The organism is Natrarchaeobaculum aegyptiacum (assembly GCF_002156705.1).
Taxonomy (GTDB): domain Archaea; phylum Halobacteriota; class Halobacteria; order Halobacteriales; family Natrialbaceae; genus Natrarchaeobaculum; species Natrarchaeobaculum aegyptiacum.
In genome coordinates this window covers 1,967,008-1,984,213 of record NZ_CP019893.1, presented here as the reverse complement: position 1 = coordinate 1,984,213, position 17,206 = coordinate 1,967,008, and the positions used below count along the sequence as shown (strand labels likewise).

Sequence of the window (17,206 nt, the reverse complement as noted above, 5' to 3'; positions counted from 1 at the left end):
GGCGAGCGGACGCGGTGTGTCTCGAATTCGGAGAATCGTTCCAGTCGAGGACCTGTCACCAGACAGTCTGATCACACAGACGGAGCGTTTTTGGTTCGATAGCCCCTGTTATCGGTCGATGATGGTGACGACCCACGCGCTGGTGGGGCTCCTGATCGCCCTGCCGGTCGTCTTCTTCGCACCCGATCACGCACCCGTCGCGCTCGCCGCGGGCGTCGCTGGCGGCATCCTCCCCGACTTCGACGTCGTCGCGACCCACCGGAAGACGTTCCACGCACCCGTCGTGGCCGCCGGCGGCGCGATCGCCGCTCTCCCGCTCGCGCTGCTTTCCCCGTCCGCACTGACCATCGCCCTCGCCGTGTTCCTCGCCGCCGCTGCACTGCACTGCTACGGCGACGTGCTCAGTTGCGGCCTCGGTGCCCGCCCGTGGGAGAACCCACCCTCCGATCGCGCCGTCTTCGACCACGTCCGCGGCCGCTGGGTCCCGCCACGTCGGGTGATCCCCTACGACGGCTCCCCGGAAGATCTCGCAATCGCCGGCGTCCTCGCAGTTCCGTTGCTGTTCACGCTCGAGGGCCAGTGGGAACTGCTGGTCAGCGGCCTGCTGGTCGTCTCGATCGGGTACACCGTGTCTCGAAAACGGCTCGAGCACGTCGCCTGCTGGGGAGTGCGATTCCTTCCAGCAGGGCTCAGGCGGTACGTGCCGGAACGGTACCTCGTCTGACCGGTCGGCCAATGTTCGTCCACAAAATACGGACGTTCTCAAACGCTCTTTCGGTCGAGAGGAAGTGAATGTCAAACTCACGGAAAGCATATGCCGACCCTCGTCGAAGAGTGATGCGACCGAACGGAGGTGGACGACGTGAGCGACATCGAACTCGTCAACAACCGCTGGGGCAGCCAGACCGTCGACGACCAGATCAGACGTCTCTTCGCCGAGGACGGGACGATCTACCTCGTGACGGGGTTTTTCACCTACAACGCCTACCATGCGCTCCGTTCTGAGATCGAGGATTTCCTCTCACGGAACCGTGACAACGAACTCGTGATCGTCGTCGGGCCAGCCGCAGACCAGTTCTCGCCGACCATCGCCCGCGAGTTACGGAGCGTCGACGACGGCGACCAGGTCCACCTCTACAAGTACCCCAACGGCTTCCTCCACGCGAAACTGTACGTCCGCACCGGCGAGAACCCCGCGGTCGTCATCGGATCGGCCAACCTGACGCAGGTCGCGTTCCGCCAGAACCTCGAGTTGAGCGCCTACGTCGAGTGCGACGGCCCCGAAGACGAGCGGCTCACGGTGTTTCTCGAGTGGATCGACGACCTGCTCGAGGTCTGTGAGCCGATTCGCCGACGAGACCTGTTCAAACCGATCATGATGAGCAAGACGCTCGTCAACTGGGCGAACAAGGGGAAGTTGCTGCCCTCTCGAGCCGTGTTCGCCCACCGTGCGGTGTACCTCGTCCTCGCGTATCTGGTGTGGCTGTTCCTGTTCGCCTGACTCGAGAGAGCGAAACATCGACGGTCCTGCACGTTCCACTGAGCGGTGACCATGACAGTAGCAGACAGGCTCGCAGGACAGGTCGCGGTCGTCACCGGCGCGAGTTCGGGCATCGGCGCGGCAACCTGCCACGGCCTCGCGAACGAGGGCGCAGATGTCGTCCTCGCCGCCCGGAGCGAAGACCGACTCGCCGAACTGGCCGACGACCTCGAGACCGAGTACGGCGTCGAGACGCTGGTCGTCCCGACGAACGTCCGCGAGGAAGCGGACGTCGAGACACTGATCGAGAAGACCGTCGAGAGCTTCGGCGGGGTCGACGTCCTCGTGAACAACGCGGGCCTCTCGCGTGGCAGCGACGTCGAGGACCTCTCGACTGTCGACTACGAGACGATGCAAGAGACCAACGTCGACGGCGTCTTCTACGCGACGCGAGCGGCGATCCCCCACGTCCGCGAGCGCGAGGGCCACCTGATCTTCGTCGGGAGCTTCGCCGGCCAGTACCCGCGGTCGTTCAACCCCGTCTACGCGGCCTCGAAGTGGTGGACCCGCGGATTCGCAAAGAGCGTCGCGGCGCAGGTCGGCGACGACGGCGTCGGCGTCACGGTCGTCAACCCCGCCGAGGTCCGCTCGGAGTTCGAGACCACCGACGGGGCGACGTTCGCCGAAGCATTCGAGGAGGGCGAGGCCAGCGAACCCGAGGAGGTCGCCGACGCCATCGTCTTCGCCGCGACGCGGGCTGGCTCGAGTATCAGCGAGATCGACGTCAACAGGCGCGACAAGTTCGCAGACGGGTTCTAGCCCGAGGGACCAATCCGTAATGGTGAGAGAGTGATAGACGGAACCGGGTACCGATGGAGATCGAGACGGAACCCGTCTTTCTCGTCCTCCCTGCGCTCGTGCTGGGCTTCGTCGGCATCGTGTTCGGTGGTATGGTCGGGCTCGGATTCGGGCTCGTGGTCGGACTGTGCATCGGCCTCACCGTCGTCACCGTGGAACTCGCCAGCCGGGTCGCCACGCTGGAAGCCCGGCTGGACGACCTCGAGGGCGAGTGACGACGAGCGGGCCATAGGCAGACACGGGGGTCGGAAACTCGAGCGTGACACTGCCGGGTGTGACCGCTTCCGTCGGGAGCGACTCCACTCGAGTATGCGACTCTCCATCCCCGGAATGCCCGGCGTCTACTACGACACGAACACCGGTTCGACGGCCATCGGCGTCGCGCTCACCGCCGCCGGCCGCTACGCACCCAAGCCGAAGGGGTACGCCATCCAGTTCCTGCCGTACCTCTGGTCGTTCGAGGTGGACCTCCGCGAGGTGCCGTCGGATCACCCGCTCCAGTACCTCCACCCAGAGGGAGCCCAGAGCCTCGGAACCCCCGGGCCCAGCGGCCCCGGTCGACCCGGTCGGTCCATCCGCGACGCTGGCGACGACGTAGAGGCCGTCCTCCGGTTCGTCTGGTCGGTCAACCGCGCTGTCGAGTCAGCGACCAACGACCTGCTCGGTCGCCCCACCGACACGGAGGGACTGACCATCGAGATTCAGGACGGCTCCATCACCGCCGACGGCGACGAACTCGAGACCGACGAGTTCGATCTCGAGGCGACCGATCGATTCGAAGACGACGCCGACACCGGCGACGGGAGCTTCGATAGCGGCAACGAGCGGTGATCGGCGTGTCGGGAGACGAAACTGACTGCGCCCTCGAGCGGCGACGGCTCCTCGCGGGTGGAGCGGGGGCAGTCAGCGGTGCTGCGGTACTCGCAGGATGTAACGGGTTCCTGGTGGAAGACGACGATGACGATGCGGAGGACGAAGACGAGGAAGAGGACGACCCAGAGACGGACGAAGAAGACGACCCCACCACCCCCGAAGAGGACGACACCGAGGCACCGATCGACGACGAGGATCCGGAACTCGTCGAGGAGGAGGAAGAAGAGGAGGCGACCGACGACGAACCGCCGGTCGATCCCGACGACGAAAACGAGGGAGGCGACCGGACCGACGGCTGATCCGGTTACTCGAGCGTGCAGGCCACGAACCCTACTCGATCAACCGCTCGATTTCGGTCACGAGAATGTCGCTCGCACCCGCCCTTTTGACCTCGGTGATCGTCTCGAAGACGTCGCGTTCGTCGACGACGGCGTGGACGGCGACCTTCTCGCCCCCGTTCGCAACGTCCATCACCGTCGGCCCGCCCATCCCCGGAATCACGTCGCGGACGTCCTCGAGACGCTCTTCTGGGACGTTCATCATCAGGTAGCGTTTGCCTTCGGCCTGTTTGACCGACGAGAGGGCCGTCCGGACCTCCTCGACTTTGGGGTCCTCGAGGACGTCCTCGCGACCGAACAGCCGAACGGAACTCGAGAGGACCTCACAGACGACGGCCAGACGGTTCATCTTCAGCGTCGTCCCGGTCGAGGTGATGTCGACGATGGCGTCGGCCATCTCGACGTGGGGAGTCAACTCGGTCGCACCCGAGACCTCGACCACGTCGGGGTCGACGCCAGCCTCGGCGAAGAACTCGCGGGTGATCGTGGGAAACTCGGTCGCGACGGTGCCACCCGCAAGGTCGCCGACGGCCTCGATGTCGCCGTCCTCGGGTGCCGCAAGGACGAGACGACAGCGGCCGAACTCGAGGTCGAGCAGTTCTGCGACGCTCGGAACGTCGGCTTCCCGGACCTGATCGTAGCCCGTGATTCCGAGGTCGGCCGCGCCGTCGGCGACGTACTCCGGGATGTCCGCGGCGCGAGCGAAGAGGACGGAGACGTCGGGGTCGACGGTGTCGGCGTAGAGTTTCCGGTCGGCCCCGTTCTCGAGATGGAGCCCCGCCCGCTCGAGGAGGTCGATCGTCGGCTCGTGCAGGCGGCCCTTGTTGGGAACGGCGATTCGCATTTGCCGACTGTTCGGGGCGGCCGCGGAACTGTCTTTCTACTTTCGTCGGTCGGTGGGAGCGGGTGTGGCTCGGGCGACGCGATCCAGCAACCGCCAGCCCAACGGGCTCGAGGCAAGGGCGGCTGAGACTCGAGCGTTCAAGTAGCTTCGTCCGTGAGAGCGGATACGGACCGACGCACGTGCAGTCGCTTACAGACATCGTCGCGACGACCCGCAGGCACTGGGCCGACGGCCGTGGGAAAGTCCTGGCCGCGATTTCGGCCGGCTGGTTCCTCTCGATCGGCGTCAGACAGGCATTTCCGGTGTTGCTGCCGCACCTCCAGGAGGCCTACGACCTGACGCTCGCGACCGCTGGGTTGTTGCTGTCCGTTCTCTGGTTCGCCTACGCTGCCGGCCAGCTTCCGGGGGGCGTCCTCGCCGATCGGGTCGGCGAGGGGACGACCATGGTCGTGAGCATGGCAGCCGCGGCAGGGACCGTGACGCTGATCGTCCTTGGAGGGCCGACGTGGCTGCTGTTCGTCGCGACCGCACTCTTTGGCTTCGCGACCGCTCTCTTCGGCGTCGTCCGACTGAGCGCGCTCGCAGACGTCTACCCCGAGCAGGTCGGGACCGCGATCGGAATCATGTCCGCCGTTGGCGACTTCGGAAACACCATCTTGCCGCCGGTCGCCAGCGTCCTCGCCGTCGCGCTGGCCTGGCAGTTCGGCTTCGGATTCACCATCGGCCTGTTCGCCGTCGTCGCCGTCGGCATCTTCGTGACCGTCCCCTCGCGGACCTCGAGCAGATCGATTGGCGAGAAGGCAGAAGCCCAGAGCGATGGTGGCGGGAACCGGGTCGCTGGGAGCGGCCGCTCGGTTCACGGTGCCCGACGGACGATCTCGAAGCTGGCCGTCCAGTCGATCGCGCTCATTACGGCGATTCAGATCGTCGGAAATGCGGTCTATCAGGCGTTTACGGGGTTCTTTCCGACCTACCTCATCGAGGTCAAGGAGTTCTCGCCGACGCTCGCGAGCGGACTGTTCGCGGCGTTTTTCGCGTTCGGTATCGTCGTCAAACCCCTCGCCGGCAGGGCCTACGACCGGGTGGGGACGCGGCGAACCCTGGTCGTCGTCCTCGGCATCTCAGGCGGTGCGCTCGTGCTGTTACCCCGGGTCGAGAGCGTCCTCGCCGTCGCGGCGGTGACCGCGCTCGTGAGTATCATGCTCGGCACCGGAACCGTCGTCCTCTCGTACATGACGACCGTCGTTCCCGACGAGATCCAGAACACGGGCCTCGGGACGCTCCGGACGATCTACATGACCGTCGGGGCAGTGAGTCCACTGGTCTTCGGACTGGTTGCCGACCGCGGCTTCTTCGACGAGGGGTTTTACCTGCTCGCGGCCGCCAGCGCGCTCGCGCTCGTGCTCGTCGTGTGGCTCCCCGAGCGGTGATCACGCGATCTTCGGACTCGGTGATACACCCTGAGGAACCCTCAGAGCAGGCCGTCTTCACTCGCCAGCAACAGCGCCGACATCGTCGAATCGTTCGCCGGCTGCTCCCGGGCCCGATCGATCGCCTCCTCGACCGGCACCGTCGTCACCTCGAGGAACTCGTTGGTGTCGAGGTCGCGCTCGCCCGGCTCGAGCCCCTCCGCGTAGACGACCCCCCGATCGTGCCTGAGGACGCCCGTCGCGACCGCGTACTCCTGTAGCAGAGCCGTACTCGAGGGGCGGAAGCCGGTCTCCTCCTCGAGTTCGCGAGCGGCCGCTGCGGTGTAGGACTCGCCGTCCTCGACGATTCCGGCAGGCAATTCGAGGTGGGTCTCGCGGATCGCCGGTCGGTACTGTTCGACGAAGAGGAGGTGGTCGCCGTCACCTTCGTTGTGGCCGTCACTGTCGGCGCTGGCGTCGCTGCCACCGGCCGCCGAGCCACCGTCCAGCGACGCGGCCACCGTCGACTCGATCCGGGCGACGACGACGACCGCCGCCGGCAAGTCGGCCCAGTAGTAGTTCTGTTCGGTTCCATCTGGCTGTTCGTAGCGGTCGTATCCGCCGACGTACCACGGCGTCTCGTACTCGATATCTTCCTCGAGGAGCGTCCAGTCGTCGGGAACGTCGGCTGCGTCGAACTCGGTCATAGCAGAATGAGTCGTCGCCGTCTGAAAAGAGGTGACGCTTCGTCCGCCATCGTCTCCTATTCGGACGCGAAAAGATCGCGGTAGAGCCGGCCGAACGCCTGCCGGCGAAGCGTCGCGATGGCTGCCTGCTCTTCCTGCTGGAACGTCGCTGCGACGGCCTCGCCCCCGGGGCCGGCGTGCCAGACGACGTTGTCGACCGCCTCGTGGCCGGCGACAGTTACCTCGCCGTCGTAGTCGGCCTGCCAGTCGTCGAACTCCTCGCGGGTCCCGACGTGCACCTCGAGCAAGCTGGCGAAGAGTGCGTCGCGGGCGGTCTCGACGACCTCGCCCGTGACCCGGTCGTCGTACTCCTCGCGGTCGAAGTCCATGGCGCGTGCGACCTCGCGAACGACCGTCTGGGCGGCCGGGCCGATCGACTCGTAGGCCTCCCGCGCCTCCGCACTCGAGGTGAACGTAAACTGCCCTGTCGTCTCCATGCACACAGACTCGAGCGGGGCCAAGTTACGCGTTTTCGTTCGCGGTCCCGGTCTCGTCGCTGGCGGTTCCGTCACCACCAGCGTCTCCGCCATCGGCAGGATCGGGTGTGGACTCAGCGTCAGATGTCGCATCCGACCCCGACTCGTACATCTGCCGGGTCAACTCGCGTGCCTCCTCGAGGGCCCCGCGGGCCTCCGCCGAGAGTGAGCCGCGACCGGGCTGGCGGCTCTGGTGGGCCAGTGCGTCCTCGAGCCCGGACGGGCGGGCACCATCGTGGTCGTGAGCGTGGCTGTGACCGTGGTCGTGTCCGCGTCCGTGCTGTGGACTCGGCTCCGGGCCCGTCACCGGATCGGGTGTGTCGACGGCTGGCGCGTACTCAGTCAGGCGGTCGCCGAGTTCCGTCGGGCCCATCTCACCCCAGTCGGGGACGCGTTCTGCGAGCCACTCCTCGTGGTCTTCCCGGCCGAGCGACGCGGTGACGGCGAGGTGGTTCGCGAGGTGGGCAGCGTCGGGCTGTTCGACGCCGCAGACGGGGCAGGCGTATCCCATGTCGGGACGGTCGTCGGCAGTGGGTAAAACGTCCACGCTCGCGGACGGCGGGGCCGGGGACCGAACGCAGGGCCAGCGTCGCGGCGATCACTCGAGCGAGCGGATCATGATAATCGCGTCCTCGTCGTCGTGGTAGTAGCCCGAGACCACGCGAAGCGGTTCGAAACCGAATTGCCGGTAGAGACGCTGGGCACCTTCGTTCGAGCGCCGGACCTCGAGTTTGACCGAGTCGGCACCACGGCCAGCCACGACACCGAGTGCACGCGCGAGTAATACGGAGCCGACTCCCTCGCCGCGACAGTCGGGGTGAACGGCGATGTCCTTGACGTGGCCGAACCGGTGTCCGAGCGAGCGACTCACGTCGGCGACGATGTACCCTGCGACCTGACCGTCTCGGTCGGCGACGAGAAAGCCGGGCGAACCGAGGAAACTGTCGAAAGCGTCGTAGGGCCAGGGCTGGTCGAACGACGCGTTCTCGATGGAGACGATCGCGAGCAGGTCGACCCGCTCGGCCGGCCTGACCGTGAGGTCGTCGTCGGTCGCCGCCGGAGCGCGAACCGTCACGTGTGAGCGTACTGGTCGTGTCCTAAAAGGCCTATCCGTCACGAATCTGAACAACGTGTATCGATCGCTGGAAGAGCGGAGTCTCCTCTCAGACGTCCGCGAGCGGGTTCAATACCTTCGATGATGCGCACTCCCGTTCCCGTCAAATCCGTAGTACGTTCGTGACGAGGATCTCAGTCGGAATCGACCGACTGGAAGCCGTTCGGCGACTGCGGGCCGTCTGAGATACCGGCAGCACTGGCCCACATGACTCAGCACGGGTATCCCTTGCATCTGAAGCGACCCTTATGCAACCACCCTTCGAACGGTGGGTCATGACCGATGTAGTCGAATGTGACCGGAAGTCAGAACCGATCGACGCCGAGTCCGCCGACGAGCGAAGCGACGCCCACCTCGACGACCTCGAAGAGGGAGCCGGCTGCACGGAAATCTGGGAACACCTCGCGGAGAAACGCGAGGAGTGACCCCGAACGCCACTGAGAGTACCTCTGGCGGTCGGTCACCACGCCTCGACTCGAGGCGAGTCTCACAGGGACCGACTTTTTATCACCAACCCCCCTACGAGAAGACATGACTCCCGAACCCGGTGATCGGTCGCGCGAGCGATCGATCCCAACAGACCGAGAATCTCCCGTCGGCGAACCCGTGATCAGGGGTGACGAGACCGTCACGGGCCAGCGAGCCCGCGAGGCCGTCCAGTTCGACCCCGACGATCCCGAGAGCCTCGCCGAAGCGGCCGAGATCGTCGCCCAGTTCGCCGACGGCGCGATCGAAGACGACCACCTCTACATGCTCCGCGGGGCCGCAGCCTGTGCCGCCCTGGTTCGCGGGGAAGGATCGTACAAAGCAGCCGCCGAACGGGCCGGTGACGGTGTCACCGTCTCGTTTATCCGCAAGTGGGCCCGCGTTCACGACCTCCCGCGAGCCGTCCGCAAGCAGGTCGCACTCGGGGCGATCGCACCGACGGCAGCCAAACACATCGCCCGCGTCAGCGGCGAGGGCAGACTCCTGCTCGCGTGGGCGACCCTCGACGGCGACCTCACCGTCAGACAGGTGCGAAACGTCGCCAGCGCCGTCAACGACGGCACGTCGATCGAACGTGCACTCACAGACCACGACGTCACCCTCGGTCGCATCGACGTCCGGATCGACCCGGACGTCTACCGACTGCTGCGCCAGCAGGCCTCCCTCGATAACGTCGATCCCGGCGAGATCGTCACGGAGGCGCTCGAGACCTACTTCGAGTGATACGGTTTGCTGTACCGATGTACCGGACCAACCGAAGGACGGGGCGCGGGTGCGCCGGAACCGACGTACAGTAGCTGTAACTGCCGGCTGGTGATCGGCGCAAAGAGAAAGAAACGTTTAACCGCTTCTCACCGGTAGGTCGTGGTGAGGGCCGGTAGCTCAGTCCGGCAGAGCGTCTGGCTTTTAACCAGACGGTCGCGTGTTCAAATCGCGCCCGGCCCGCTTTTGCGACGAACACTTTCGTGAGGAGCAAAGCGGCCAGAGCGATTCGAACGCAGGGAGCGCGCAACTGAGAGAGCACGTCCGACCGTGTGTCCAAATCGCGCCCGGCCCGCGTTCCTGTCGCGAACAGATCCAAGAACAACCCTCGAGTACACCGAAACAGGGAGAGATGCCAGTCGGTGAGAGATACCGGCCGGCGAGAAATATCGATTTATCCGACCGATTCCGGCCAAAATATTTATATCAGGGGCTCGTACCGGTGAGGTGGCGAGGAGGGGACGCACTGTCGTTGCCACGCACTGGTCCCCACGGCTGCAGACTGCCTCGCCGACGCAACGAGCCGGCCCACTGACCGCGCGTACATTCACCGTAGGGGGTGAACACCTTGGACCTAACGGCCGGCTTCTTCGATCCAACGATGGACAGTCGACTGAGTTGCATCCTCCAGTGATGCCTGTCGTCGGCGGAGACACGTACTTCCGCGTCGGGGGCGTGGGCGGTTCCCAGTTCTGTTCGGTTTGCGGCGACAATACCGGCTCCTGTGAGGGCGTACGGCTAACGAGCGGGTCGACCCCCAATTAGTTCGGTCGCATTTTCGTTAATTTCTTTACCTACGTAGATGAAGCTACGTTCAGTCAACCACGTCTACGGGTAAATCAATATGAATAACATGTGTAGTAATCGGGCGGTGCGGTCAGGGAATCCAGTCGGACGCCGCCACACGTGGTGTAGTCTCGATCGCTCGCCTTCCAGTCGGATCGACACCACTCGGTCACCGATCGAACAGCGGAGCGAGGACCGATGATCGAGGAAGAGGCGTCCAGTATGGGGACGAAACTCGCGATCGTCCTCGGAACGAGACCCGAGATCATCAAACTCTCTCCGCTCTTGCGGGCCTGTACAGAGAGTCGGCTTCCACACACGGTCATCCATACGGGCCAGCACTACACGGAGTCACTCGACGCGGTCTTTTTCGACCAACTCGAGCTCCGCGAACCCGACCACCACCTCGCGGTGGGGTCTGGCACTCACGCCGAACAGACGGCTGAGATGATGGTCGGCATCGAACAGGTGCTGCTCGAGGAGCAACCGGACGTCGTCCTGGTGCAGGGAGATACGAATTCGGTGCTGGCAGGGACGATGGCGACGAGCAAACTCGAGATCGACCTCGGTCACGTCGAAGCAGGACTCCGGAGCTTCGACCGGACGATGCCCGAGGAGACGAATCGAGTGATCGCCGACCACACCGCGGAGTACCTCTTCGCGCCGACCCCCCAGTCCAGAACGCACCTTCTCGAGGAGGGGATCGATCGAGACCGGATCTACGTCACCGGGAACACGGTCGTCGACGCCGTCGACCAGAATCGCGAGCTAGCGGCGGCGAAAAGCACTGTGCTCCCCGATCTCGACCTCGAGCCCGGCGCGTTCGGGCTGATGACGGCCCATCGTGCCGAGAACGTCGACGACGCGGAACGGTTCGCTGGCATCCTCGAGGGCGCAGACCGGGTCGCCACGCAGTTCGGGATCGAGATCGTCTATCCGATCCACCCACGGGCCGAGGAAGCCATCGACACGTTCGGGCTCGAGGTTCCCGACGGAGTTCGCGTGATCGAGCCACAGGACTACCTCGACTTCCTCGTCCTGCAAGACGAGGCGAGCGTCGTTCTGACGGATTCCGGCGGTATTCAGGAAGAAGCCTGTATCCTCGGCGTCCCGTGTGTTACTCTCCGGGACAACACGGAACGTCCGGAGACCGTCGACGTCGGCGCGAACCGGCTGGCCGGCACCGATCCCGATTCGATTCTGGATCGAACGCTCGAAACCGTCGACGACGTCGGCAACTGGGAGAATCCGTTCGGCGACGGGAAAGCGACAGACCGAATTCTCGAACCGCTCCTCGAGACACCCGTCCAGGAGGTCGCCCAGTGAGCCGAGCCGATCGCATCTGCGTCCACGGGCTGGGCTACGTCGGGTTACCGACGGCCGCCGCGTTCGCGGCGTCCGGCCACGAGGTCGTCGGCTACGACGTCGACGAGACGCTCCGAGCGCAACTCGCCGCGGGCGAGGTCCACGTCGACGAACCCGAACTCGAGGACCTCGTCCACCGCGCGCTCGATGGCGGAACGCTCACGATCAGCGACGAGGTCGTCCCCGCCGACTTCCATCTGGTCTGCGTGCCGACGCCGTTCGACGAGGAGACGACCGACGCCGACCTCTCGGCCGTCCGAGCGGCGGGAACGTCGATCGCCGACGTACTCGAGCACGGGGACACGGTCGTCCTCGAGTCGACCGTGCCGCCGCGAACGACGACGGACGTCTTCGGGCCGATACTCGAGGAATCGGGGCTGGGCGCTGGCGAGGAGTTCCATCTGGCCTACGCACCCGAAACGGTGTTGCCGGGGAACGTGGTCACGGAACTCCTCGAGAACGACCGCATCGTCGGTGGGGTCGACGCCGATGCCACCGACGCGGCGGCATCGCTCTACGACGGTATCGTCGACGGTGAGATCCACCGGACGCACTCCCCGACGGTCGCCGAGTTCGTCAAGCTGGTCCAGAACACCTACCGGGACGTGAACGTCGCGCTGGCGAACGAACTCGCGACGATCGCTGCAGATTACGGGGTCGACTCCCGCGAGACGATCGCGCTGGCGAACAACCATCCCCGGGTCGACGTCCTCCAGCCCGGACCCGGCGTCGGCGGGCACTGCCTTCCGATCGATCCGTGGTTCCTCGGGGCAGACTCGGACCGACTCGACCTGATCGAACGCGCTCGCGCGATCAACGAGGGAATGGTCGCGTACGTCGGCGATCTGCTCGAGGCAGGGCTCGGTTCGCTCGAGGGGGCGAAAATCGCCGTACTGGGCGTCGCGTACAAGGGGAACGTCGGCGACCCGCGGAAGAGTCCCGGCCTCGCGCTGGCGAGACACCTGCAGGAACGTACCGAAACGACAGGCAGCGAGCCCCGCTCGCCAGTCGAAGTCGCCCTGCACGATCCGTACGTGACCGACCAGACCATCGACCTCGAGTCACTCGAGTCGGCTCTCGACGCCGCCGACGGCGTCGCGATCGTCACGGACCACGACGAGTACGAGCGGCTAACGCCCGCCGATTTCGACGACGAACCGTCCGGGCCGCCGGTCGTCGTCGACTCGCGGGCGATCCTCGACACCGACCGATTCGAAGACGCTGGCTATCCGGTTCGAACGATCTGATCGCGCATGTTCGATACTTCGACGACGATGCCGATCTGTGTCGCTTCCAGAAGCCGTCCACAGCCGACGAACCACCACGAACGGGGGGATCGACCGTGAGCGAGTCCTCACCCGGGCGGCCGGTCGACCGCGAGCGGTCGATCGTCACGGCCGCGAGCGAGTCGACGGACCGATCCGGACCGGCCGCCGACCTCGAGTCGTGTATCGTTCCGCTCCAGACTGCACTGCGAATGCAGCCCCGCCAGCTCGCCGGAATCCTCGAGCGAACGGCGAGACACGCGGTGATCCCTCGACTCCCGGTCGATTTCGACGGCCGGTACGATCGGACGGTTCCCGCCCGCGTTCGCGTTCGGCGCGAGCCGATCGCCCGTGATACGGAACGGTACAGGGCTGCCCTCGACGACGCGACGCGAGCGCGGTATCGCGACGGTGCATCGGCGGCGGCGACGGGAACGGTCACGTTCCTCGGTCAGTCGATCGACTTCGAGGGACCGGTTCCGGACTGGGATCACGATCGCCTCACCGAGTTACCGCTGCTGTGGCGGCTCAAGTTGCAGGCGTTCGAACCGCTCGAGTGGCTCGTCCTCGGCTACGGGAGGCCGGACGCGAGCGACGGACTCGACGAGCGATTCGACCGCTGGATCTGCGACTGGGCGGGGTCGAACCCGGTCGGTACCCGGCAGTACCTGCGTCGCTCGTGGATTCCACACGCCGTCTCGCTTCGGCTCCTCAACTGGTGTCGATACGCTGTGTGGGCCGGCCACGACGGGTCGACGGCCGCCGGACGGACGCTCTACCACGAGATCTACAAGAACGCCGCGTTCCTCGCGAACCACGTCGAGTGGGACGTCGGTGGCAACCACCTGATCGAGAACGCCGCGGCACTCGTGGTCGCCGGCGTCCTGTTCGACGACCACGAGACTGGCTGGATCGAAACCGGCCTCGACGTCCTCGAGCACGCCACCGAGACGCAGTTTCTCGACGACGGTGGCCACTTCGAACGCAGCCCCATGTACCACGTCATGACGGTCAGTCGATACCTCACGGCCGCGAGCGTCCTCACGGAGGCCGGACGGGACGTCCCCCGGTTCATCGAGGAGACAGCAGCGAACGGTGTCGCATTTCTCGACGCACTCGAGCCACCGAACGGTCGGATCCCACTGCTCAACGACGCAGTCTACGAGGAGGTCGAGACGATCCAGACCCTCCGGTCGTACGCGGCCGCCGCCGGCATCGACCCCGGGAGCGATCGGTCCCAGACGCCAGTCGAAGGATCGAGGGCACCGACGGCGTCGGGCTACTACTGGCTCGAAGCGGGTGACGCTCGAGTGCTCGTCGACGGCGGCCCCGTCGGACCGCGCCACCTCCCCGGTCACTCCCACAACGATCAGCTTCAGTTCTGTCTCTGGGTCGACGAGACGCCGATGATCGTCGACACGGGAACCTACGAGTACGCGCCGACGGTTCGGCGGCGGTACAGTCGAAGTGTCCGCGCCCACAACACCGTGCAGGTCGGTGAGAGCGAACCGATCGCCCTCGCCGGCCAGTACGCGATGGGGGCTCGAGCGGCCCCGACGGTGCGGCGGTACGAACCCACCGAACCGGCCCGCTTCGAGGGCCGGTTCCGGGCACCGGGAGGACTCCGCGACGTGGTCGGCTCGGTTCCGGGGGTCAAAGCGGATCGGACAGGGGGCTACACGCACCGGCGGACGATCGTCGCCGCCGACGCGCACGTTCTGGTGACGGACACGGTCGACGAGACGCCGTTTACGAGCCGGCTCCACTTCCATCCCACCGTGACGGTTCGGGAGATCGAACCGGGAACGTACGTTGCCACCGACGATACCGCTCGCACGCAGCTTTTCGTCTCGGTCCTGACGACCGATGCCGCGAGTCGAGCCGTCGCGAGTGAGTACTATCCGGCATTCGGTGTCCGTGAGCAACGGACCACACTCGAGTTCGAGGTCGAACACGGGAGGACGTGCAGGTACGTGCTCCGAACGGACGGTGAGTTGCCAGCCGAAGATCGCATCGAGCCCCTCCGAACCGAGAGTCGACGACGATGAGCTACCGACTCCTCGCTGCCGCGACGAATCATCCAGATCCGGTCAATCCGTACGTCGGCGTCTTCAACGCCAGGTCGATCGGGGCGCTCGCCGATCGGGACGTGACCGTCGACGCGGTCGTTCCGCGCCCGTTCGCGCCGCCGATCGGCCCGTACTCGTCGTACCGACGCATCCCCCGAACGTCGCCAGCCCGGGGATACACGGTCCACCATCCGCGATTCCTGTATGCAATCCCGAAACGCCTGGGATACGGACTTACCGGCCGCTCGTATGCATCCCGCGTGCCGGCGTACGCCGACCGGACGTTCGACCGGCCTGACGTCGTCCACGGGTTCCACCTCTACCCCGACGCCTACGGATTCAGCGACTACTGTGACGACCGCGACGTCCCGCTGTTCGCGACGGCACACGGAACCTTGCTCAACCAGTTCGAATCGTACAGTCGCGGCGTTCGCTCGAAGATCCGTGCGACGCTGCGTGCGTGTGAACGCGTCCTCTGTGTCAGCGACGCACTCGAGAAACGAGTCCGGGAGTACTGTCCGGACGCAGACACCGCAGTCGTCCCGATCGGTGCCGATCCGAGTCGATTCCCGACCGACCAGACCGATCAGATTCGCCACGAACTGGACATTCCGGATGAGAGCCCCGTCGTGCTCTTCTGTGGACACTTCAGCCGACAGAAGGGCGTCGACGACCTCATCGAGACCCTCCCGACGCTGGCCGAAACCGACGCCCACTACTTCTTTACGGGCCGGGATGGCGACCGCCGCGTCCCGCTCGAGACGGCCATCGTCGACGCTGGGCTCGCAGACCGGGCGACCGTCATGTGTGACGTCCCCCCGCTCGCGCTACGGCGACTGTTCGCCGTCGCCGACGTCTTCGTCCTCCCGAGTCACAGCGAGGGACGGCCGACGGTCATCTACGAGGCGATGGCCGCCCGCACAGCCGTGCTCGCGACGTCCGTCGGCGGCGTCCCCGAACAGGTCACCGACGGCGAAACCGGCGTGGTGATCCCACCCGGTGAGCCCGACGCGCTGGCCCACGAACTCGAGTTGCTGTGTGCAGACCCAGGGCAGCGTGAGACCTTCGCCACGGCCGGCCTCGAGCGACTGCGCGACCACGGGTGGACGTGGACCGACCACGCCGCCCGACTGGATCGACACTACCGCGAGGCGATCGATCGATGAACGTGCTCGTCGTCACCTCCCACCGACCGTGGGAACTCACCGAACCGCTCGAGACGACCGACGTATCCGTCACGACCCTCGAGATCGACGCCTCGCGGTCGCTGGTCCAGCGGACGATCGATACCGTTCGCGGACTGTACCGAGAGTTTCGAGGTGATCGACCAGATATCGTCGTCGTAGACGTCTACGAGGTGTCCGGCCTGTTGACCCTCCTGTTCAGCCGACTGGCCCGGACGAACGTCGTCGTTCGGCTCGTCGGCGACCGGACGGGAGGTGTTTTGCTCGATCAGATCCAGTCGGCTCGTGCGTCGGGTGATCGACGATCTGAACTCGTCTACAGGCTGATGTACCTGTTGAGTTCGGTGGTGATTTCGAACGCAGACGGTGCGATCGTCGTCTCTACGGACCTGAAACGGACGCTGTGTTCGCGGGGCACGTTCCGCCCAGAACGCGTCGCTGTCGTTCCGGTTCCGTTCCGGATGGAGACGCTCTCCGACGGTGGCAACACCGTCGATACGAACCGTAGACAGTTGGTTCAGGAGGAACAGGTCGCAGAACCGAGAACCCGCCTCCTGACGGTGACGAATCTGAAGTACCAGAGCAAGTACGACGGCGTTCGGACGATCCTCTCGGAGATTACGCCGCTCTTGGGAACCCACGAAGACCTCGAGTACGTAATCGCCGGCGGGGGGGTCTTCGAGGATCGGCTTCGACGCGACGTCATAGAACGTCTTCCGCCGTCCATCCGCGAACGGGTGACCGTCACTGGCTACGTCGAGGACGTCACCAGCCTCTACCGGAGCGCGGACATCTTCGTCTACGTTTCCTATCTCGACGGGTATCCGAACGCCGTCCTCGAGGCCCAGGGGATGGGACTGCCCGTCGTCGCCAACGAGGATTTTGGGATGGTCGACCAGATTCAGGACGGTGAAACAGGTCTGCTCGTGGACCCCGACGAATCTGGAGCACTCAGAAACGCAGTCGAACGACTCCTCGAGTCACCCGACGAAGGGCGTCGACTCGGGGAGAACGCTCGAAACAGAGTCGACACGGAAAACGCGGTTTCGGTCATTGGTACCCAACTGGTGTCGGCGCTGTGCCGACTCAGAAGCGCCAGATGAGTACGGAAAACGAGTGTTTTAACACAAACAGACAGATGCGGAAACAAA

At 65.4% G+C, this 17,206-nt stretch carries 19 protein-coding genes and 1 tRNA gene; 15 read left to right on the top strand and 5 right to left on the bottom strand.

Annotated elements, in window-relative coordinates; translation table 11 throughout:
• Positions 1 to 121: 121 nt before the first annotated feature.
• The 6 genes from B1756_RS09780 (at position 122) to B1756_RS19415 (ending at position 3,510) form a co-directional block, all read left to right on the top strand.
• The gene (locus B1756_RS09780; protein WP_086888367.1) at positions 122 to 724 is read left to right on the top strand and encodes a metal-dependent hydrolase; all 603 of its coding nucleotides are present in this window, start codon (positions 122 to 124) and stop codon (positions 722 to 724) included.
• A 138-nt stretch (positions 725 to 862) separates the two neighbouring features.
• Positions 863 to 1,501 carry a phospholipase D family protein gene (locus tag B1756_RS09775; RefSeq protein ID WP_086890128.1) on the top strand — a complete coding sequence of 213 codons (639 nt, stop codon included), beginning with the start codon at positions 863 to 865 and terminating at the stop codon, positions 1,499 to 1,501.
• 51 nt (positions 1,502 to 1,552) lie between these two features.
• On the top strand, positions 1,553 to 2,299 hold the full coding sequence (locus B1756_RS09770) for an SDR family oxidoreductase (protein ID WP_086888366.1): 747 nt from the start codon (positions 1,553 to 1,555) through the stop codon (positions 2,297 to 2,299).
• Positions 2,300 to 2,352: 53 nt separating this feature from the next.
• Positions 2,353 to 2,553, top strand: a complete 201-nt coding sequence (locus B1756_RS09765; protein WP_086888365.1) for a hypothetical protein — start codon at positions 2,353 to 2,355, stop codon at positions 2,551 to 2,553.
• A gap of 94 nt (positions 2,554 to 2,647) precedes the next feature.
• Positions 2,648 to 3,169, top strand: coding sequence for a hypothetical protein (locus B1756_RS09760; RefSeq protein WP_086888364.1), 522 nt, complete (start codon positions 2,648 to 2,650; stop codon positions 3,167 to 3,169).
• A gap of 5 nt (positions 3,170 to 3,174) precedes the next feature.
• Positions 3,175 to 3,510, top strand: a complete 336-nt coding sequence (locus tag B1756_RS19415; protein WP_161493171.1) for a hypothetical protein — start codon at positions 3,175 to 3,177, stop codon at positions 3,508 to 3,510.
• Positions 3,511 to 3,541: 31 nt separating this feature from the next.
• On the opposite strand, the gene hisG is transcribed toward B1756_RS19415, so the two are convergent.
• Entirely contained in the window at positions 3,542 to 4,393 is an 852-nt protein-coding gene (gene hisG, locus B1756_RS09750) for an ATP phosphoribosyltransferase (protein WP_086888363.1), read from the bottom strand.
• A gap of 179 nt (positions 4,394 to 4,572) precedes the next feature.
• Here hisG and B1756_RS09745 point away from each other — a divergent pair, with 179 nt between their 5' ends.
• Positions 4,573 to 5,823, top strand: coding sequence for an MFS transporter (locus B1756_RS09745; RefSeq protein ID WP_086888362.1), 1,251 nt, complete (start codon positions 4,573 to 4,575; stop codon positions 5,821 to 5,823).
• A 41-nt stretch (positions 5,824 to 5,864) separates the two neighbouring features.
• Here the strand turns inward: B1756_RS09745 and B1756_RS09740 are convergent, their stop codons facing one another.
• From B1756_RS09740 to rimI, 4 genes are all read right to left on the bottom strand, one after another.
• Positions 5,865 to 6,509: an NUDIX hydrolase gene (locus B1756_RS09740; protein ID WP_086888361.1), complete on the bottom strand. Its 645-nt coding sequence runs from the start codon at positions 6,507 to 6,509 to the stop codon at positions 5,865 to 5,867.
• 56 nt (positions 6,510 to 6,565) lie between these two features.
• Positions 6,566 to 6,985: a DUF5809 family protein gene (locus tag B1756_RS09735; protein ID WP_086888360.1), complete on the bottom strand. Its 420-nt coding sequence runs from the start codon at positions 6,983 to 6,985 to the stop codon at positions 6,566 to 6,568.
• A gap of 25 nt (positions 6,986 to 7,010) precedes the next feature.
• On the bottom strand, positions 7,011 to 7,535 hold the full coding sequence (locus tag B1756_RS09730) for a DUF5810 domain-containing protein (protein WP_086888359.1): 525 nt from the start codon (positions 7,533 to 7,535) through the stop codon (positions 7,011 to 7,013).
• A gap of 87 nt (positions 7,536 to 7,622) precedes the next feature.
• The gene (gene rimI, locus B1756_RS09725; protein ID WP_086888358.1) at positions 7,623 to 8,099 is read right to left on the bottom strand and encodes a ribosomal protein S18-alanine N-acetyltransferase; all 477 of its coding nucleotides are present in this window, start codon (positions 8,097 to 8,099) and stop codon (positions 7,623 to 7,625) included.
• 314 nt (positions 8,100 to 8,413) lie between these two features.
• Here rimI and B1756_RS19640 point away from each other — a divergent pair, with 314 nt between their 5' ends.
• The 8 genes from B1756_RS19640 to B1756_RS09690 all read left to right on the top strand — a co-directional run bounded on the left by B1756_RS19640 (position 8,414) and on the right by B1756_RS09690 (position 17,158).
• On the top strand, positions 8,414 to 8,563 hold the full coding sequence (locus B1756_RS19640; RefSeq protein ID WP_186336443.1) for a hypothetical protein: 150 nt from the start codon (positions 8,414 to 8,416) through the stop codon (positions 8,561 to 8,563).
• A 106-nt stretch (positions 8,564 to 8,669) separates the two neighbouring features.
• Entirely contained in the window at positions 8,670 to 9,347 is a 678-nt protein-coding gene (locus tag B1756_RS09720; RefSeq protein ID WP_086888357.1) for a DUF7119 family protein, read from the top strand.
• A gap of 148 nt (positions 9,348 to 9,495) precedes the next feature.
• Positions 9,496 to 9,569 (top strand) — tRNA-Lys (locus B1756_RS09715).
• An 801-nt stretch (positions 9,570 to 10,370) separates the two neighbouring features.
• Positions 10,371 to 11,498, top strand: a complete 1,128-nt coding sequence (wecB, locus tag B1756_RS09710) for a non-hydrolyzing UDP-N-acetylglucosamine 2-epimerase (RefSeq protein WP_228434311.1) — start codon at positions 10,371 to 10,373, stop codon at positions 11,496 to 11,498.
• Positions 11,495 to 12,784, top strand: a complete 1,290-nt coding sequence (locus B1756_RS09705; RefSeq protein ID WP_186336442.1) for a nucleotide sugar dehydrogenase — start codon at positions 11,495 to 11,497, stop codon at positions 12,782 to 12,784. The genes wecB and B1756_RS09705 overlap by 4 nt, the downstream gene beginning before the upstream one ends.
• Positions 12,785 to 12,879: 95 nt before the next feature.
• Positions 12,880 to 14,850, top strand: coding sequence for an alginate lyase family protein (locus tag B1756_RS09700; protein WP_086888356.1), 1,971 nt, complete (start codon positions 12,880 to 12,882; stop codon positions 14,848 to 14,850).
• Positions 14,847 to 16,037 carry a glycosyltransferase gene (locus B1756_RS09695; protein ID WP_086888355.1) on the top strand — a complete coding sequence of 397 codons (1,191 nt, stop codon included), beginning with the start codon at positions 14,847 to 14,849 and terminating at the stop codon, positions 16,035 to 16,037. The genes B1756_RS09700 and B1756_RS09695 overlap by 4 nt, the downstream gene beginning before the upstream one ends.
• Positions 16,034 to 17,158: a glycosyltransferase family 4 protein gene (locus B1756_RS09690; RefSeq protein WP_086888354.1), complete on the top strand. Its 1,125-nt coding sequence runs from the start codon at positions 16,034 to 16,036 to the stop codon at positions 17,156 to 17,158. The genes B1756_RS09695 and B1756_RS09690 overlap by 4 nt, the downstream gene beginning before the upstream one ends.
• Positions 17,159 to 17,206: the final 48 nt, after the last annotated feature.